This window comes from Streptomyces sp. NBC_00358 (genome assembly GCF_036099295.1).
In the GTDB taxonomy this organism is placed as follows: domain Bacteria; phylum Actinomycetota; class Actinomycetes; order Streptomycetales; family Streptomycetaceae; genus Streptomyces.
Genome location: NZ_CP107976.1, coordinates 7,358,840 through 7,376,540, shown reverse-complemented (window position 1 = coordinate 7,376,540; position 17,701 = coordinate 7,358,840). Strand labels below are relative to the sequence as shown.

The window sequence follows — 17,701 nt, the reverse complement described above, 5'->3', positions numbered from 1 at the left end:
CCGACCACGGTCAGGAGGGCCGGGCCATGGCCTTGACGAAGGCGCGCTCGACGTCCGCGGCGGACAGGACTCCGTAGATCTCGCCGGAGTCCTCCACCACCAGGTACTCGGTGGCGGGGCTGGCGCGCAGGGCGTCGAGGAGGTCCTCGCCGGCGAGCTCGGCGGAGACCCGCATGCCGTCGGTGAGGTCCTGGGCGAGGCCGCTGACGGTGACCCAGGGGCGGCGGTGCTCGGGTACGCCGACGATGGCGGCCTCGCGGACCAGGGAGAGCGGTTCGCCGTCGGCGTCGACGACGACCAGGGCGCGGGCGCCGACGTCGTTGGCGCGGCGCAGTGCCTCGGAGAGCGGGGTGCTGGTCTCGACCGGGACGGCGCGCCGGGTGAGGGATCGGGCGCGCAGTTCCGGCAGGTGTTCGCGCAGCCGGGCCATGCGGAGGCTGTTGCCGGCGCCGGTCCAGATGATCGCGGCGAGGATGGCGGCGAGCAGGGCGTCGGTGATGGTGTCCATGCCGCCGACGTTCTCCGGGGCGGCGCCGAGGGCCTGGGACTGGGTGAGCAGGGGGAGCCCGATCAGTACGGAGACGGCGAGGGCGCGGCCGACCCACGCGGCGGCGACGGTGCCGCTCATCGCCCTGCCGGTGATCTTCCAGACGACGGCTCGGAGCATCCGGCCGCCGTCGAGGGGCAGGCCGGGCAGCAGGTTGAAGGCGGCGACGATGAGGTTGGAGACCATCAGGCCGGCCAGCAGGACGCCGGGGACGGTGCCGGGTTCGACGGGCAGCATGGCCAGGTAGAAGAGGCCGGAGAGGATCAGGGAGAGCAGCGGGCCGACGAAGGCCAGGACGAACTCCCGGCCGGGGGTCTCGGCCTCCTTCTCGATTTCGGAGACGCCGCCGAAGAACTGGAGCTGGATCCGGCGCACCGGCAGTTTGAAGCGCAGGGCGGCGACGGTGTGGGCGAGTTCGTGGACGAGTACGGAGGCGTAGAAGGCGACCGCGAAGAAGAGGGACACGAGGTAGCGGGCTGCGCCGAGTTCGGGCAGGACGCGGTCGAGCTGGCCGCCGAACACCCAGGTGATCAGGGCCGCGACGAGGAACCAACTCGGCGCGACGTAGACGGGTACGCCGAAGGGCCGGCCCATGAGCAGTCCGCCGCCGGGTTCCTTCGCGCGGCGCGGTGGCCGCCTCTTCCCGTTGTTGTTGCCGGTGCGGGCGAGGGTGCGGTGGGCGCCGTCGGGGTCGTTCCGGTCCGTGCCGGGTGCCGGCCCCGCGTGGGGCTCGGCGCGGCGGTCGGACGGGTCGGGGTGCTCGCCGTGGGTTCCGGTCTGCTCGGTGTGTCCCGGGGCGCCGACGGTCTCGGCGGGGGCGGGCGTCTCGGCGGAGACCGGGGTCTCGACCGAGGCGGGGGTCTTCACCAGCGGGTCGCGGGAGGCTCCGGCGTCGGACGGGGCTTCCGGTCCGGGTGTGGGGCGTGCCTCGGGTCGGGTCCGGTCCGTGGCCGTGCTGTCGTCGTGGGCCCCGGATTCCGTGGGGCTGTCGGCCGCGGTGGCCTCGGGGGGATCGGCCACGGGCCGGGCGGGGGGTTCGGTCCGGGTGCCGGTGTCCCGGTCGGGGTCCGTCCGGGTCGGGGCGTCGTGATCGGGGGCCGTGGGTGCCGGCCCGGTGGGGGTGCCGGGCCCGGCCGGTCCGGGGCGTGCGCCGGTGGCCGGACCGGCGGAGGCCGGGGGCCTCTCGTGGTGCTCGGCCGCCTCGCCCGTGCCGGACCGCGGCTGCCCGCTCCCGCCGCTCTCGTCCACGATGTCCCCTCGTTCGAAGCGTCTCCGGCTCCCGGTTCGTGCGGAGCAGGAGGGTCTGGGGTCGATGGTATGCGGCCGTCGCGGCGCGATCCGCCCCGGCACCCCCTCTGTTTTCCGCGCCGTCGTCCCCGCCGGGAACGGCTCACTGTCAGTGGCGGGCCGTAAGGTCTGTTGTCATGGAAACCAGCACCGAGGGCGCCGTGCCCGAAGAAGCGGCCGCGGCCACCGATGGCGGCGTGCCCGCCGAGGGCGTACCGGCCGCGGCGGTCGCCCGCGCGCCCGCCTCGCTGTCGCCCTCGCGTGCCAGTGACTTCATGCAGTGTCCGCTGCTGTACCGGTTCCGGGTGATCGACAAGCTGCCGGAGAAGCCGAGCGAGGCGGCGACCAGGGGGACCCTGGTGCACGCGGTCCTCGAGCGGCTCTTCGACGCCCCGGCCGCGGACCGCACCGCGCCGCGCGCCAAGTCGCTGATCCCGGCCCAGTGGGACCGGCTGCGGGAGTCGAAGCCGGAGGTCGTGGAGCTGTTCGCCGACGACCCGGAGGGCGAGCGGCTCGCGCGCTGGCTCACCGAGGCCGAGCGGTTGGTGGAGCGCTGGTTCACGCTGGAGGATCCGACGCGGCTGGAGCCGGCGGAGCGGGAGCTGTTCGTGGAGGCGCGGCTGGACTCCGGGCTCACTCTGCGCGGCATCATCGACCGGGTGGACGTGGCTCCGTCGGGCGAGGTCCGGATCGTCGACTACAAGACGGGGAAGGCGCCCAGGCCGGAGTACGCCGAGGGTGCCCTGTTCCAGATGAAGTTCTACGCCCTGGTGGTGTGGCGGCTGAAGCAGGTGATCCCGCGCCGTCTTCAGCTGGTCTATCTGGGCAGCGGTGACGTGCTGACGTACGACCCGGAGATCGCGGATCTGGAGCGGGTGGAGCGCAAGCTGCTCGCGTTGTGGGACGCGATCCGGGAGGCCACGGAGACGGGTGAGTGGCGGCCTCGTCCCACCAAGCTGTGCGGCTGGTGCGACCACCAGGCGGTGTGTCCGGAATTCGGTGGTACGCCCCCGGCATATCCGCTCCCGGTCAGGGCGCCGGGGTCGGGCGCCCAGTAGCAGGGCAGAATGGGGCCGGACTAGCGAAGGAGACTCACGTGGCCATCCGCGTCCTACTGGTCGACGACCAGCCGCTGCTGCGCACCGGCTTCCGGATGATTCTGGAGGCGGAGCAGGATCTCGCGGTCGTCGGCGAGGCCGGTGACGGTCTCCAGGCGCTCGATCAGGTGCGTGCGCTGCAGCCCGATGTGGTTCTGATGGACATCCGTATGCCGCGGATGGACGGTGTCGAGGCGACCCGGCAGATCACCGGTCCCGGCCGGGACGGTCCGGCGAAGGTCCTCGTCCTGACGACGTTCGACCTCGACGAGTACGTGGTGGAGGCGCTGCGCGCGGGTGCCAGTGGGTTCCTGCTCAAGGACGCGCCCGCCAATGAGCTGGTGCAGGCGATCCGGGTGGTCGCGGCGGGCGAGGCGATGCTCGCGCCGAGCATCACGCGCCGGCTGCTCGACAAGTACGCGGAGCATCTGCCGTCGGGCGACGAGCCGGTTCCGGACACGCTGCACACGCTGACCGACCGCGAGGTCGAGGTGCTGAAGCTGGTGTCACGGGGGCTGTCGAACGCGGAGATCGCGGCCGATCTGTTCGTCAGCGAGACCACGGTCAAGACGCATGTGGGGCATGTCCTGACGAAGCTGGGGCTGCGTGACCGGGTGCAGGCCGCGGTGTACGCGTACGAGAGCGGGCTGGTGCGTCCGGGGGCGCAGTGACGCCGGTCGGCCGGGGCTGTCCCGGTCCCGGTGCTCGCCCCGCGGGTCCAGGCAGCGCGAAGGGCGCCCGTTCCGATGAGGAACGGGCGCCCTTCGCGTACGGCGGCCACCGGCGCGTGCGGGGTCAGGCCTTGTGGATCTCCCAGAAGCGGAACACGGTCGAGGAGTCGAGGCAGTTCTCGAGGCCGTAGACGTTGTCGCGCGCGACGGCGTACTGCTTGGCCTGCCAGACGGGGATGACCGGCACGTCCTGGGCGACGAGGTCCTGGAGCTTGCCGTAGTCGCCCTCGGTCGAGGCGCGGTCGCTCTGGGCGGCCGTCTTCGGGATGAGGCTGCCCGTGATGGTGCGGTTCGTGTAGTTGTTGCTCAGCACGTTGCCCTTGCCGAAGAACGGGGCGGTGAAGTTGTCCGGGTCCGGGTAGTCGGGCACCCAGCCCTTCACGTACACGCCGTACTTGCCGGCCGCGATGTCCTTCTCGTACTGGCCGAAGGCGACGGACTTCACGGTCGCGTCGAACAGTCCGCTGGCGTTGAGCTGCTTGGCGATCGCCTTGAACTCCTGGTCCGTGGCGGGACCGTAGCGCGAGGGGGTCGACCAGAGGGTGAGCTTCACCTTGCCGGTGATGCCCTCGGTGCGCAGCGCGTCCGCGGCCTTGGACTGCGAGGGGTGGGCGCCGTAGGTGTCGAAGAAGGACGTGCTGTGCCCGGTGACGCCGGAGGGGACGATCGAGTACAGCGGGGTCGCGGTGCCCTGGTAGACGTCGCTGACGAGGGCGTCGCGGTCGAGGAGGTAGGCGATGGCCTTGCGGACGCCGAGCTTGCCGGTCACCGGGTCGTCCATGTTGAGGACCAGGTGCTGGACCTCGGCGCTGGTTCCCTCGACGACGTTGATGCCGCTGTCGGTCGCGGACTGGTTCTGGATCTTCGCGATGTCGTCGGCGGCGAGGCCTCGGTAGGCGACGTCGATCTGCTTGCTCTGCAGGGCCTTGCGCAGGCCCGACTGGTCGCCGTGGAAGAACTTCAGCGCGACGCCGGTGTTCTTGACCTTGACGGTGCCCTTGTAGCTCGCGTTGACCGAGAAGACGGCCTTGTCGTCGCTGAACGAGTCGAGCTTGTACGGGCCGGAGCCGACAGCCTCGTTGTCCTTGCGGAGCGCGTTCGTGGCGTACTGCTGGTGGTCCACGATCGAGCCGGCGCCGGAGGCGATCTTGCTCGGGAAGGTGGCGTCGGCGTACTTGAGGTGGAAGACGACGGTCCCGGCGTCCGGGGTGCTGACCCTGTCGAGCATGGGGAACATGATCGCCGGGCCGGCACCGTCGTTGATCTTCAGCATGCGGTCGAAGGAGAACTTCACGTCCGCCGAGGTGAGCGCGTCACCGTTGCTGAACTTCAGGCCGTCCTGCAGCGTGCACTTGTACACCTTGGTGCCGGTGTCCGTGAACGCGCACTCCTTGGCCGCTTCTGGCTCGGGCTCGGTTGCGCCGTTGGGGAAGCTCAACAGCGACTGGAAGACGTTGTTGAACAACAGCCACGATCCTGGGTCGTAGCCGGAAGCCGGGTCGGTGGCCAGGACGTCGTCGGACATCCCGATCACCACGGAGGAGTCGCTGCTCCCTGTATTGCCCGTTTCCGAACCACAGCCGGTCAGCAGGCCGGAGGCCAGCCCCGCCACGATCGGCAGGACTGGCCACTGGTTACGCATGTTCACTTGCACGTGCCTTGTCGTTGGATCTAGCGAACCCGGGACCGTAGGGCCCCGGGCCGGACCCGGGGCACGAAGGCCCCGGTCCGGATGGTTCCGTCACTCACTGACGCCGCGGCTGAGCTCCCACAGCTGGAGGGTGGAGGAGGAGTTGAGCGCCCACTCCGAGCCCGTGATGTCGTCACGCGCGGCTATGTACTGCTTGCCCTGCCAGAGCGGGATCAGCGGGACGTCGTTCGCGACGATGTCCTGGATGCTGGTGAGGCTCTTCGACGCGGTGAGGCGGTCGGCCTCGCGCCGGGAGGCGGGGATCAGGTTGTTGATGATGTTGCTGTTCGAGTAGGGCGACTTGAGGAAGTTGTCCTTGTCGAGGAACGGCGCCAGGAAGTTGTCGGCGTCGGGGAAGTCGGGGAACCAGCCCATGCCCCAGACGTCGTACTTGCCGGCGCGCTCGGCCGGGACGAACTTGTCCCAGGACGTGCCCTGGATGGTGACGTCGAAGAGGCCGCTCTTGTTGAGCTGGTTCTTCAGGATCTCGAACTCCTGCGCGGTGACCGTGCCGTAGTGGTCGGTCGTGTAGTGCAGGGTGATCTTGACCGGAGTGGTGATGCCGGCCTTGCCGAGAGTCGACTGGGCCTTCGCGACGCTCGGGTCACCATACCTGTTGAAGAAGGCGTTGGAGTGACCCGTGATGGTCGCCGGGACCATCGAGTAGAGCGGCTCGGCCTGGGAACCGTAGACCTTGGAGACGAGCTCACCGCGGTTGATGAGCTGGGCCATGGCCTGGCGGACGGCGGTCGACTTCACCGACGGGGCGTCGGTGTTGAAGGCGAGGTAGCGGATTTCCAGGCCGGGCATCTCGTTCAGGTTGATGTTGCCGCCCGAAGCGTCGTTCAGCTTGTTGATCTGCGCCGGCGTCATCGAGCGGGTCATCAGGTCGATGTCGCCCTTTTCGAGGGCCGTGCCCATGGCCGCCGCGCTGTCGTACGAGCGCATCTCGACCTTGGAGTTCTTTATCTTCAACTGCCCCTTGTAGTGGGAGTTCTTCGTGAAGACGGCCTTGACGACCTTGTCGTCCTTGACCTCGGTCTCCAAGGTGTACGGCCCGGAGCCGTCGACGGAGAAGCCGTCGCGCAGCTTGTTCTTCTCGTAGTCCTGCGGGTTCACGATGCCGGCGACCGGGGTCGACAGCTTGAACGGGAAGGTCGCGTCGGCGCTGTTGAGGTGGAAGATCACCTCGCGGTCGCCCCGCGTCTCGACGGTGTCGATGGTGGACAGCAGGGCGAACACACCACTGTCGGCCTTGATGGCCCTCGCACGGTCGATCGAGAACTTGACGTCCTTCGCGGTGATCGGGTCACCGTTGGAGAACTCCAGGCCTTCGCGCAGCGTGCACGAGTAGCGCTCGTTGCCGCTGTCGCTGAAGCCGCACTTCTCGGCGGCCTCGGGCTGCGGCTGACCGTCACCACGCGGCTGGACCATCAGCGTCTGCACGGTCTGGCGAAGCACGTTCCAGGTGCCGACGTCGTACGCGTAGGCCGGGTCGAACGGAGCCGGGGCGTCCTTCGACGCGGAGAACGCGTCCGTGGTGCCGACAACGATGGCATCGCCGCTGTTGCTCCCGCTGGCGGACCCACCACACGCGGCGAGCACCGGGGCGAGCAGGCCAACCACGGCCGGCAGCACCAAAGTCTTGCGGTTCATGCTCGTGTTTCTCCAGAGCTGTAGTTTCCGCGAACCGGCATGCAAGGGTGGCGCGGCGGGTCACGGGGTCACGGCGATGTTCTCGCGATGACATTAGTCCGCGGCACAAGGTCGGCCATCAGATGCCGGAGCCGCCTTCCGCTCACGCTGCGAAACCGGGCGTGGACGCACCGATAACCCGACACGGGAAGGATTAGTGCAGCCTTTCATCAATCGGGACACAAGGGCACGCGAGGTCTTCACGAATGGGGGTTGCGCGCACAAGTCGGTCCGACTGTCGACCCTCCACCACGTGTCGAACGTCACACCGTCAAATTGATTGAGCAGTACCGGAATTTGGCCATCCGCCCCGAAATGAATTGCCGACGGGTCCTCGCTCGCGCTTACCACAGGGAAGCGCCGGACCTTCGCCGGCATTCGGTTCCGCACGCAGAGTGAATGCCCCGCCGCACCCGGTGACCGTTCAGCGCATTTCGGTCATCAGACGGTGCAGAAAGGGCAGGTCGACCTCTTCCAGGGACCGCACCACCGTTCGGCGGGCGGCGGGGGCGATGGGCGCGACCGAGGGGACCGCTACCACATGACAGCCCGCGGCCTCGGCGGAGGCGACCCCGGTCGAGGTGTCCTCGATGACGGCGCACCGGGCCGGTTCGGCGCCGAGCCGTGCGGCCGCGAGCAGATAGGGGTCGGGGTAGGGCTTGGTCCGCTCCACCTCGTCGCCCGCGACGGTCAGCGCGAAGAAGTGGGAGCCGATCGCGCCCAGGACGCGGTCGATGATCCGCCGGTGCGAGGCGGAGACCAGCGCGGTGGGGATCTCGTGCGCGGCGAGCTCCGCGAGGAGCCGGGCCGCACCTGGCATCAGGGGCAGGGAGTGGCCGATGCGCTCCTCGAACCCGTCGTTGAGCAGCACGGACAGCTCGGGGAGGGTGATGTCGGCACCGGTGGCCTCGATGAGGAATCCCGCGCTGCGGGTCATGGGACCGCCGACCACGACATGGCGCCAGGAGTCGTCCAGCGCGTGCCCGAGGGCCTTGAAGACCTCGACCTCCACGTCCCACCAGAAGCCCTCGGTGTCCACCAGGGTTCCGTCCATGTCGAGGAGTACGGCCTGCAGGGCTGAGCCTTCGGCCGTACGAGTTCCGAGCGCGGGGACCGTACTGGTCATCCTGGCGCACCTCCTTGAGGGACGATCAGGCCGGTCGCCCCCTTTTGCGTCAGGGGACAACCGGCCTGCGATGGACCGACCAGTGTACGACTTATCCGATCAGTGTGCGCGGCAGCGCGGAGCGCGGCGCGTCGGATCGCTCACCGTGCGTTGAAGTACTTCGCCTCCGGGTGGTGGATCACGATCGCGTCGGTCGACTGCTCCGGGTGCAGCTGGAACTCCTCGGAGAGGTGGACGCCGATGCGCTCGGGCTCCAGGAGCTCGGCGATCTTGGCGCGGTCCTCCAGGTTGGGGCACGCTCCGTAGCCGAGGGAGAAGCGGGCGCCGCGGTACTTCAGGGCGAACATGTCTTCGACCTCGGACGGGTCCTCCCCCGCGAAGCCCAGCTCGGAGCGCACGCGCGCGTGCCAGTACTCGGCGAGCGCCTCGGCCAGCTGCACGGAGAGGCCGTGCAGTTCGAGGTAGTCCCGGTAGGCGTTGGCCTCGAAGAGCTTGGCGGTCTCCGTGCCGATCCGGGAGCCGACGGTGACGACCTGGAGGCCTACGACGTCGGTCTCCCCCGACTCCTCCGGGCGGAAGAAGTCGGCCAGGCACAGCCGGCGGCCGCGGCGCTGGCGGGGGAAGGTGAAGCGGGTCCGCTCGTTGCCCCGCTCGTCGAGGATGATCAGGTCGTCGTCCTTGGAGACGCACGGGAAGTAGCCGTAGACCACGGCGGCTTCCAGCAGGTTGTCGGTCTGGAGCCGGTCGAGCAGTCCGCGCAGCCGGGGTCGGCCCTCGGTCTCGACGAGTTCCTCGTACGTGGGGCCGTCGCCGGCGCGGGCCTGCTTGAGGCCCCACTGGCCCTTGAACAGGGCGCCCTCGTCCAGCCAGGAGGCGTACTCCTTGAGCTGGATGCCCTTGATCACGCGGGTGCCGGTGAAGGGGGGCTCCGGAACGGGGTTGGTGACGGAGACGTCGGAGCGGACATGGCCCTCTTCCGGGCGCTCCTCGACGGCCACGTCCGCGGCGGCGCGTACCCGGCGCTGCTTGAGTTCGGGCAGCACGGCTCCGGGCACTCCGCGCTTGACGCCGATCAGCGCGTCCATCAGGCGCAGGCCCTCGAAGGCGTCGCGGGCGTAGCGGACCTCGCCCTGGTAGATCTCGTAGAGGTCCTGTTCGACGTAGGCCCTGGTCAGGGCCGCGCCGCCGAGGATGACGGGATAGTCCGCGGACAGACCCCGCTGATTCAGCTCCTCCAGGTTCTCCTTCATGATCACCGTGGACTTGACGAGGAGCCCGGACATGCCGATGACGTCGGCCCTGTGCTCCTCGGCGGCGTCCAGGATCGCGGAGACAGGCTGCTTGATGCCGAGGTTGACGACGTTGTAGCCGTTGTTGGACAGGATGATGTCGACGAGGTTCTTGCCGATGTCGTGGACGTCGCCGCGCACGGTGGCGAGCACGATGGTGCCCTTGCCCTCGGAGTCCGACTTCTCCATGTGGGGTTCGAGGTAGGCGACGGCCGTCTTCATGACCTCGGCGGACTGGAGGACGAAGGGCAGCTGCATCTGGCCGGAGCCGAACAGCTCGCCGACCACCTTCATGCCGTCCAGCAGGGTCTCGTTGACGATGTCGAGGGCGGGCCGGTCCTGGAGGGCCTCGGCGAGGTCGCTCTCCAGGCCGTTCTTCTCGCCGTCGATGATCCGCCGCTTGAGGCGTTCGTCCAGGGGGAGCGCGGCCAGTTCCTCGGCCTTGCCCGCCTTCAGCGACTTGGTGGTGGCTCCCTCGAAGAGGGCCATCAGCTTCTGCAGCGGGTCGTAGCCCTCGGCCCGGCGGTCGTGGATGAGGTCGAGGGCGGTGGTGACCTCCTCCTCGCTGAACCGGGCGATCGGCAGGATCTTGGAGGCGTGCACGATGGCCGAGTCCAGGCCCGCCTTGACGCACTCGTCGAGGAAGACCGAGTTGAGCAGGATGCGGGCGGCCGGGTTGAGGCCGAAGGAGATGTTGGACAGGCCGAGGGTGGTCTGTACGTCGGGGCGGCGGCGCTTGAGCTCGCGGATCGCCTCGATCGTCGCGATGCCGTCCTTGCGGGACTCCTCCTGGCCGGTACAGATCGTGAAGGTCAGGGTGTCGATGAGGATGTCGGACTCGTGGATGCCCCAGTTGGACGTGAGGTCCTCGATGAGCCGTTCGGCGATGGCGACCTTGGTCTCGACGGTGCGGGCCTGGCCCTCCTCGTCGATGGTCAGCGCGATCAGCGCGGCACCGTGCTCCTGCGCCAGTCGGGTGACCTTCGCGAACCGGGACTCGGGCCCGTCGCCGTCCTCGTAGTTGACGGAGTTGAGGACCGCGCGGCCGCCGAGGCGCTCCAGGCCCGCGCGCAGGACCTCGACCTCGGTGGAGTCGAGCACGATCGGCAGGGTGGAGGCGGTGGCGAAACGGCCGGCCAGCTCGTCCATGTCGGCGACGCCGTCCCGGCCGACGTAGTCGACGCACAGGTCGAGCATGTGCGCGCCCTCGCGGATCTGGTCGCGGGCCATCTCCACGCAGTCGTCCCAGCGGGCCTCCAGCATGGCATCGCGGAACTTCTTGGAGCCGTTGGCGTTGGTGCGCTCACCGATCGCCATGTAGGCGGTGTCCTGGCGGAACGAGACCGTCTGGTAGAGCGAGGCGGCACCGGGCTCGGGCTGCGGGCTGCGCTCGGGGGGCGTGACACCGTTGACCCGCTCCACCACCTGGCGCAGGTGCTCGGGGGTCGTGCCGCAGCAGCCGCCGATCAGGGAGAGGCCGTAGTCCCGTACGAAGTTCTCCTGGGCGTCGGCCAGGCCCTCGGCGTCGAGCGGGAAGTGGGCGCCGTTCTTCGTCAGGACCGGCAGACCGGCGTTCGGCATGCACAGCAGGGGGATGCGGGAGTGCCGGGTGAGATAGCGCAGGTGCTCGCTCATCTCGGCGGGGCCGGTCGAGCAGTTCAGGCCGATCATGTCGATGCCGAGCGGCTCCAGCGCGGTCAGCGCGGCGCCGATCTCGGAGCCGAGCAGCATGGTACCGGTCGTCTCGAAGGCCATCGAGACCAGCAGGGGCACCCGGACGCCGGTCGCCTCCATCGCGCGGTGCGCGCCGAGCACGGAGGACTTCGTCTGCAGCAGGTCCTGGGTGGTCTCGACGATCAGCGCGTCGGCGCCGCCCGCGAGCAGACCCTCGGCGTTGGCCTGGAAGCCGTCGCGCAGGGTCCCGTAGGAGACGTGGCCGAGTGTGGGCAGCTTGGTGCCGGGGCCGATCGAGCCGAGGACCCAGCGCTGGCGGCCGTCGCGGGCCCCGAAGGTGTCGGCGACCTCGCGGGCGATGCGTGCGCCGGCCTCGGAGAGCTCGTGGACGCGGTCCGCGATGTCGTACTCGGCCATCGCCGAGTGGTTCGCCCCGAAGGTGTTCGTCTCGACGCAGTCGACGCCGACCTCGAAGTACGCCTCGTGGACCGAGCGCACGATGTCGGGACGGGTGACGTTGAGGATCTCGTTGCAGCCCTCGAGGTTCTCGAAGTCCTCGAGCGTCGGGTCCTGCGCCTGGAGCATCGTGCCCATCGCGCCGTCGGCCACCACGACACGGGTGGCGAGCGCTTCTCGGAGTGCGTCGGTTCGCTCCCGGCCCTCGGAGAGACCGGACGAAAGGGACGGGTTCGGCAACGAGGCCATGAAGGTGCTCCCTGGAGTGCGACGGCTGTCGGCTTTGCGCTTCCCATGGAAGGCGCACGCCGTCAGGGTAGCCCGGAGCACCGTGGATCAGGCATGGGCGTCCACGAGCCGGACGGGTGTGGCGTGGGCGGCCACGGTGCCGAGACGGACGGAACGTGGGGCGACCGCCCATTGGCGGGAGCTCGGTGACGACCGGTAGTGTTCGACATTGCCGAACGGTAGCGGGCAGTCGCACGCCGGCGGCCCAAGGGGACGGAGGCAGCACGGCGATGGCACGGAACATCCAGTCGCTCGAACGGGCAGCGGCGATGCTGCGGCTGCTGGCGGGCGGCGAGCGGCAGCTCGGCCTGTCGGACATCGCCTCCTCGCTGGGCCTGGCCAAGGGTACGGCCCACGGCATCCTGCGCACCCTCCAGCAGGAGGGGTTCGTCGAGCAGGACACGGCTTCCGGGCGCTACCAGCTGGGCGCCGAGCTGCTGCGGCTGGGCACGACCTATCTCGATGTGCACGAGCTGCGGGCGCGGGCCCTGGTGTGGACCGACGACCTGGCCCGCTCCAGCGGCGAGAGCGTCTACCTGGGCGTGCTGCACCAGCAGGGCGTACTGATCGTGCACCACGTCTTCCGGCCCGACGACAGCCGTCAGGTCCTTGAGGTCGGGGCGATGCAGCCGCTGCACTCCACGGCCCTGGGCAAGGTGCTGTCGGCGTACGACCCGGTGGCGCACAGCGAGGTCCTGGAGGTCGAGCGCAAGGCGTTCACGCCGCGGACGATCAGCGAGCTGGACCTGTTCGAGGGCGTCCTCGACGTTACCCGCGCGCGCGGGTACGCGGACGACGTCGAGGAGACCTGGACGGGGGTCGCCTCGGTGGCCGCCCCGATCCACAACCGGCGGCGGATGCCGGTCGGCGCGGTGGGCATCACCGGGGCCGTGGAGCGGGTCTGCAAGGACGGGGAGCTGCGCCCCGATCTGATCGCCGCCGTACGGGACTGCGCCCGCGCGGTGTCGCGGGACCTGGGCGCCGGACGCTTCTGACGCGTACGGCGTTCGACGAACCGCTCTGACCCGCCCGCCGCCCGGCGGGCGGGTCACAGGCGTGCACGGCCCCCGCGCGCGCCGGGAGCGGTTCGGGATACGTCGCGCGAGAGGTCCGGGATTCACACGGGTCGAGGCCGGGAAGCCGCATGCTTCCCGGCCTTTGTCATGCCCCTGGACCAGCGACGACGCACCGATAGCACACAGCGATCAATAACGATCGCGTTTTCGATAACAGGACCCTTGACGAGCCGGTGACGCTAGAGCAAGACTCCCGTCCATCGGTCGACATTGTCGAACACCTACCGGCAATACGCGTTAGAGTGTGGCAATGCCAGGGCCGAGACCGCTCTCACTCCCCGAGAGCACGAACCACCGGTGGGACCCGGGGTTCGGCTTCCCCTGGACGAAGGACAAAGGAGTCGCGGGTGTCCAGCTCCGACATCTTCATCGGCGAGACCATCGGTACCGCCGTTCTCATCCTGCTGGGCGGTGGCGTGTGCGCCGCCGTCACGCTGAAGGCCTCCAAGGCGCGCGGCGCCGGATGGCTCGCCATCGCCTTCGGGTGGGGCTTCGCGGTCATGACCGCGGTCTACATCTCGGCGCCGCTGTCCGGCGCGCACCTCAACCCGGCCGTGACGCTCGCGATCGCGATCAAGGACGACGACTACAGCAACCTGGCCACCTACTGGGGCGGTCAGCTCCTCGGCGCCATGATCGGCGCTGCGCTGGTCTGGGTCGCCTACTACGGCCAGTTCCTCGCCCACCTCACCGACCGCGAGATCGTCGGCGGTCCGGGTGCGCAGGCCACCAGGACCAAGGCCGTGGAGGCCCAGGAGACCGGCGCGGGCCCGGTGCTCGGCGTCTTCTCCACCGGCCCCGAGATCCGGAACATCGCGCAGAACCTCGCGACCGAGATCATCGGCACCGTCGTCCTCATCCTCGCGATCCTCACGCAGGGCCTGAACGACAACGGCAACGGCCTGGGCACCCTCGGCGCCCTGATCACCGCCTTCGTGGTGGTGAGCATCGGCCTCTCGCTCGGCGGCCCCACCGGCTACGCGATCAACCCGGCCCGTGACCTCGGTCCGCGCATCGTGCACGCCCTGCTCCCCCTGCCCAACAAGGGTGGTTCCGACTGGAGCTACGCCTGGATACCGGTCGTCGGTCCGCTCATCGGCGGCTCGATCGCAGCAGGCATCTACAACGTCGCCTTCGCTTAGGAGTCCCCGCTCCAGCACGCTTGGAAGCCGCGCCCCACTGAGCCGCGAGCCGCACAGCACCGCTTTGAAGCACCGCGCCGTAAACAGCCCCTTTCCACGGACACCAGGAGCACACCGTGACCGACGCACACACCGCCGGCCCCTTCATCGCCGCGATCGACCAGGGCACCACCTCGTCCCGCTGCATCGTCTTCGACCGCGACGGACGCATCGTCTCCGTCGACCAGAAGGAGCACGAGCAGATCTTCCCGAAGCCGGGCTGGGTCGAGCACGACGCCGCCGAGATCTGGACCAACGTCCAGGAGGTCGTCGCCGGAGCCATCTCGAAGGCCGGCATCACCCGCGAGGACATCAAGGCCATCGGCATCACCAACCAGCGTGAGACCACGCTGCTGTGGGACAAGAACACCGGTGAGCCCGTCCACAACGCCCTCGTCTGGCAGGACACCCGCACCGACGCCCTGTGCCGGGAGCTCGGCCGCAACGTCGGCCAGGACCGCTTCCGCCGCGAGACCGGCCTGCCGCTCGCGTCGTACTTCGCCGGCCCGAAGGCCCGCTGGCTGCTCGACAACGTCGAGGGCCTGCGGGAGCGCGCCGAGGCCGGGGACATCCTCTTCGGCACCATGGACACCTGGGTCATCTGGAACCTGACCGGCGGTGTCGACGGAGGCAAGCACGTCACCGACGTGACCAACGCGTCCCGCACCATGCTGATGAACCTGCACACCCTGGCCTGGGACGAGAAGATCGCCGAGTCCATCGGCGTCCCGCTGGCGATGCTGCCCGAGATCCGCTCCTCCGCCGAGGTGTACGGCGAGGTCACCGGCGGCCCGCTCGGCGAGATCCTCGGCGGCATCCCGGTCGCCTCCGCGCTCGGCGACCAGCAGGCGGCCCTGTTCGGCCAGACCTGTTTCTCCGAGGGCGAGGCCAAGTCCACGTACGGCACCGGCACGTTCATGCTGATGAACACCGGCGACAAGATCATCAACTCGTACTCGGGCCTGCTGACCACCGTCGGCTACCGGATCGGTGACCAGGAGCCGGTCTACGCCCTGGAAGGCTCCATCGCCGTCACCGGCTCGCTGGTGCAGTGGATGCGCGACCAGATGGGCCTGATCAAGTCCGCCGCCGAGATCGAGACGCTCGCCTCCTCGGTGGAGGACAACGGCGGCGCGTACGTCGTGCCGGCCTTCTCCGGTCTGTTCGCCCCGTACTGGCGTCCCGACGCCCGCGGTGTGATCGCCGGCCTGACCCGGTACGTCACCAAGGCGCACATCGCGCGCGCCGTCCTGGAGGCCACCGCCTGGCAGACCCGTGAGATCAGCGACGCCATGACCAAGGACTCCGGCGTCGAGCTCACGGCGCTCAAGGTCGACGGCGGCATGACCTCCAACAACCTGCTGATGCAGACCCTGGCCGACGTCCTGGACGCACCCGTGGTGCGCCCGATGGTCGCCGAGACCACCTGCCTCGGCGCCGCCTACGCCGCCGGCCTCGCCGTCGGCTTCTGGACCAACACCGAGGACCTGCGCGCCAACTGGCGCCGGGCCGCGGAATGGACCCCCAACATGGCCGCGGACGTCCGCGACCGTGAGTACAAGAGCTGGCTCAAGGCCGTCGAGCGGACCATGGGCTGGATCGAAGACGAGAACTGACGAGGAGTAAGAACCCGCAATGACCAGCCAGCCCACCCTGCAGTCCGTGCCTGCCCTCGGCACGCACCCGGCCTCCGGCTCCAACCCGAGCCGCGCCGAGGCCCGGGAGCAGCTCTCCAAGGCAACGTACGACCTCCTCGTCATCGGCGGCGGCATCCTGGGCATCTCCACCGCCTGGCACGCCGCGCAGTCCGGGCTGCGGGTGGCGCTGGTCGACGCCGGCGACTTCGCCGGCGCCACCTCCTCCGCCTCCTCCAAGCTTCTCCACGGCGGTCTGCGCTACCTGCAGACCGGCGCGGTGAAGCTGGTGGCGGAGAACCACTTCGAGCGCCGTGCGGTCTCCCGTCAGGTGGCCCCCCACCTGGCGAACCCGCTCACGTTCTACCTCCCCGTGTACAAGGGCGGGCCGCACGGCGCGGCGAAGCTCGGAGCGGGCGTCTTCGCCTACTCCGCCCTGTCGGCCTTCGGTGACGGCGTGGGACACCTGCTCAGCCCCTCCAAGGCCGCGCAGGACGTGCCCGAGCTGCGCACCGACAACCTCAAGGCCGTGGCCGTGTACGGCGACGACCAGATGAACGACTCCCGCATGGCCCTCATGACGGTCCGCGCGGCCGTCGAGTCGGGTGCCGCGGTCCTGAACCACGCCGAGGTCACGGGACTGCGCTTCACCCGGGGCCGGGTGACGGGCGCCGAGCTGCGGGACCGGCTGTCCGGCGACGAGTTCGGCGTGAACGCCCGGCTCGTGCTGAACGCGACCGGCCCGTGGGTCGACCACCTGCGCAAGCTGGAGGACCCGAACGCGGCTCCTTCGATCCGTCTGTCCAAGGGCGCGCACCTGGTCCTGAAGCGCACCTCCCCGTGGAAGGCCGCGCTGGCCACGCCGATCGACAAGTACCGCATCACCTTCGCGCTCCCGTGGGAGGACATGCTCCTGCTCGGCACCACCGACGAGGAGTACGAGGGCGACCCGGCGGACGTCTCGGTCACCGAGAAGGACACGGCCCAGATACTCGACGAGGCCGCGTTCTCCATACGCGACCAGCAGCTCTCGCGTGATCTGATCACGTACTCCTTCGCCGGTCTGCGGGTGCTGCCGGGCGGCCCCGGCGACACGTCGAAGGCCAAGCGCGAGACGGTCGTCACCGAGGGCCGGGGCGGCATGCTGTCCGTCGCGGGCGGCAAGTGGACCACCTTCCGGCACATCGGCCGTACGGTCATGAAGAAGCTGGAGGCGCTGCCGGGCCACCCGCTGGGCGAGGACTTCGAGCCGATCTCCGAACTGCCGAAGAGGATGCCGCTCCCCGGCGTCGCCAACCCGCGCGCGGTCGCCCACCGTCTGCTGGTGGACGGCCCGGCGCCCGGCCCGCGTATGGCCGCCGACACGGCCAGGCATCTGGCCACCCACTACGGCTCGCTGGCCTTCGACATCGCCCGGCTGGCCAACGAGAACCCGGCGCTCGGCGAGCGCGTCCACCCGGACGCCCCGGAGATCTGGGCGCAGGTCGTGTACGCCCGGGACAACGAGTGGGCCGAGACGGCGGACGACGTGCTGCGCCGCCGTACGACGCTGACGATCCGCGGTCTCGCCACCGACGAGGTCCGCGCCAAGGTGCAGGGCCTTCTCGACGGCGCGTAGGCGCCCGCGGCCGGGTGAGGGGCGGCTCCCACGGGGGGTGCCGCCCCTCACGCACGGCCGGCACCGCACGGCCGGACCGGGGCTGTCGCGCCGCTCCTTGCGAAAGGCCGTCCGGCCCAGGGGGACGCGGTCGCCGGGACCCCGCGCGAGCATCGCGCCTCGGATCTCTCGCCGTCATCGGTCCGTCGTCCGGGTGCCCGGCAACGTCACCGTTCTCCCGGCGAGTTGGTCAGGGACGGCTCGGACGACCGCGGGGTGGCCGGGATGGAGTCACGCGTGTTTCCGGCCCGTCGGCGGGGCAGTGATCCGTTC

11 protein-coding genes are annotated in these 17,701 nt (G+C 69.8%); 6 read left to right on the top strand and 5 right to left on the bottom strand.

Going from position 1 to position 17,701, the window contains the following annotated elements:
- Positions 1-10: 10 nt before the first annotated feature.
- On the bottom strand, positions 11-1,795 hold the full coding sequence (locus tag OHT01_RS31490; RefSeq protein ID WP_328556491.1) for a site-2 protease family protein: 1,785 nt from the start codon (positions 1,793-1,795) through the stop codon (positions 11-13).
- A 176-nt stretch (positions 1,796-1,971) separates the two neighbouring features.
- Between OHT01_RS31490 and OHT01_RS31485 the strand changes: the two genes are divergently transcribed.
- The gene (locus OHT01_RS31485) at positions 1,972-2,892 is read left to right on the top strand and encodes a RecB family exonuclease (RefSeq protein WP_328556490.1); all 921 of its coding nucleotides are present in this window, start codon (positions 1,972-1,974) and stop codon (positions 2,890-2,892) included.
- A gap of 38 nt (positions 2,893-2,930) precedes the next feature.
- A complete protein-coding gene (locus OHT01_RS31480) occupies positions 2,931-3,602 on the top strand; it encodes a response regulator transcription factor (protein ID WP_328556489.1) in 672 nt (223 codons plus the stop codon).
- 124 nt (positions 3,603-3,726) lie between these two features.
- Here the strand turns inward: OHT01_RS31480 and OHT01_RS31475 are convergent, their stop codons facing one another.
- From OHT01_RS31475 to metH, 4 genes are all read right to left on the bottom strand, one after another.
- On the bottom strand, positions 3,727-5,310 hold the full coding sequence (locus tag OHT01_RS31475; protein ID WP_328556488.1) for an ABC transporter substrate-binding protein: 1,584 nt from the start codon (positions 5,308-5,310) through the stop codon (positions 3,727-3,729).
- A 93-nt stretch (positions 5,311-5,403) separates the two neighbouring features.
- Positions 5,404-7,008 (bottom strand): ABC transporter substrate-binding protein, encoded by a 1,605-nt coding sequence (locus tag OHT01_RS31470; protein ID WP_328556487.1) that lies wholly within the window; start codon positions 7,006-7,008, stop codon positions 5,404-5,406.
- Between the two features lie 463 nt (positions 7,009-7,471).
- Entirely contained in the window at positions 7,472-8,173 is a 702-nt protein-coding gene (locus OHT01_RS31465) for an HAD family hydrolase (protein WP_328556486.1), read from the bottom strand.
- A gap of 140 nt (positions 8,174-8,313) precedes the next feature.
- Positions 8,314-11,841 (bottom strand): methionine synthase, encoded by a 3,528-nt coding sequence (metH, locus tag OHT01_RS31460; RefSeq protein ID WP_328556485.1) that lies wholly within the window; start codon positions 11,839-11,841, stop codon positions 8,314-8,316.
- A gap of 269 nt (positions 11,842-12,110) precedes the next feature.
- Between metH and OHT01_RS31455 the strand changes: the two genes are divergently transcribed.
- From OHT01_RS31455 to OHT01_RS31440, 4 genes are all read left to right on the top strand, one after another.
- Positions 12,111-12,875: an IclR family transcriptional regulator gene (locus tag OHT01_RS31455; RefSeq protein ID WP_328556484.1), complete on the top strand. Its 765-nt coding sequence runs from the start codon at positions 12,111-12,113 to the stop codon at positions 12,873-12,875.
- A gap of 428 nt (positions 12,876-13,303) precedes the next feature.
- On the top strand, positions 13,304-14,098 hold the full coding sequence (locus OHT01_RS31450) for an MIP/aquaporin family protein (RefSeq protein ID WP_328556483.1): 795 nt from the start codon (positions 13,304-13,306) through the stop codon (positions 14,096-14,098).
- Positions 14,099-14,214: 116 nt separating this feature from the next.
- Positions 14,215-15,753, top strand: a complete 1,539-nt coding sequence (gene glpK, locus OHT01_RS31445; protein WP_328556482.1) for a glycerol kinase GlpK — start codon at positions 14,215-14,217, stop codon at positions 15,751-15,753.
- A gap of 19 nt (positions 15,754-15,772) precedes the next feature.
- Positions 15,773-17,389, top strand: coding sequence for a glycerol-3-phosphate dehydrogenase/oxidase (locus OHT01_RS31440; RefSeq protein ID WP_328556481.1), 1,617 nt, complete (start codon positions 15,773-15,775; stop codon positions 17,387-17,389).
- Positions 17,390-17,701: the final 312 nt, after the last annotated feature.

Excerpts from the sequence above, each read along its gene's own strand:
- OHT01_RS31485 (WP_328556490.1), top strand. The coding sequence starts at position 1,972 with ATGGAAACCAGCACCGAGGGCGCCGTGCCCGAAGAAGCGGCCGCGGCC.
- OHT01_RS31470 (WP_328556487.1), bottom strand. The coding sequence starts at position 7,008 with ATGAACCGCAAGACTTTGGTGCTGCCGGCCGTGGTTGGCCTGCTCGCC.
- OHT01_RS31465 (WP_328556486.1), bottom strand. The coding sequence starts at position 8,173 with ATGACCAGTACGGTCCCCGCGCTCGGAACTCGTACGGCCGAAGGCTCA.
- metH (WP_328556485.1), bottom strand. The coding sequence starts at position 11,841 with ATGGCCTCGTTGCCGAACCCGTCCCTTTCGTCCGGTCTCTCCGAGGGC.
- OHT01_RS31455 (WP_328556484.1), top strand. The coding sequence starts at position 12,111 with ATGGCACGGAACATCCAGTCGCTCGAACGGGCAGCGGCGATGCTGCGG.
- OHT01_RS31440 (WP_328556481.1), top strand. The coding sequence starts at position 15,773 with ATGACCAGCCAGCCCACCCTGCAGTCCGTGCCTGCCCTCGGCACGCAC.